Source organism: uncultured Roseovarius sp., from assembly GCF_947489715.1.
Taxonomy (GTDB): Bacteria; Pseudomonadota; Alphaproteobacteria; order Rhodobacterales; family Rhodobacteraceae; genus Roseovarius.
Window position 1 is genome coordinate 1 of record NZ_CANLER010000032.1, and the last position, 881, is coordinate 881.

At 44.9% G+C, this 881-nt stretch carries 1 protein-coding gene; it reads right to left on the reverse strand.

Annotated features, from left to right (window positions below):
• Positions 1-156: 156 nt before the first annotated feature.
• Entirely contained in the window at positions 157-819 is a 663-nt protein-coding gene (locus Q1B27_RS24450; RefSeq protein ID WP_299852807.1) for a hypothetical protein, read from the reverse strand.
• Between the last annotated feature and the right edge of the window lie 62 nt (positions 820-881).

Consider the following 881-nt stretch of genomic DNA (forward strand, 5'->3'; position numbering starts at 1 on the left):
GGACATAGCGGGCTTCCCTTGATTTTCTATCAACGTCAGCTTCGGCTGATTGCTCATTGGCTATTGCCTTACTCATTTCGCTGCTTGCATCCGGGCCTGATCGATTGATGTCCACCAGTACGAATAGTGTCAGATCGAACACTTTCAGAGCACTAATCAACCAAGCCGTTGCTTGTTTTTCTTACTCGAAAATAGAACAGAACCGTCAAATCCACGAACGTAGACGCTTCCGTCGAGATATTTATCTTTCTTTCGCTCAATAGTGACCTTTGTAAAACGCAAGCTAATAAGCTGAATGGCCAAGAATAGGTAAAATAACTGAGCATCTTTTGAAAGCTTTTCACCACCCGATAGTTCAAGGAAGGCATAAGAAATGCCAATTGAGGCGAAGAGATAGTAAGCGTAGTCAATAATCTGTGGAAATTTGGAAATGTCTTCCTTCACCAGAAATGTCTTAGTGGAGAATATCATGACCGCTGGAAAGTGAAAAAAGAGGAAGTGCCAACAGTAAGCGCATACAACGAAAACAAAAAACATGATCAAAACCATAGACGCCGTATCGCTTGGATTGCTGCCTGAAAGGTCAAAGACTACGAATGTTGGAACTAGCAAAATGCCAAATAGAATCCCAAGTGCGAGGCTGGCCATTATAAAACTATAAAGAACAAGCATCGCCAGGCGAATTGTGCGTGCCAACCCAAAAGCCTCAGGTCCGAATTTTGGTTTCTTGAGGAGGCGATCAAACAGGCTAGCGGCGACGATTATGAGAACGGCGAAGCCCAAGCCCGGACCAAATTGGTGAATTGTCGTTTCGCCCATTTACAATCTCTCCCGGACTAGCTGGTTGCGGTGTTGGCGACAAATAGCTCTAGGGTCACGCG

Excerpts from the sequence above, each read along its gene's own strand:
- Q1B27_RS24450 (WP_299852807.1), bottom strand. The coding sequence starts at position 819 with ATGGGCGAAACGACAATTCACCAATTTGGTCCGGGCTTGGGCTTCGCC.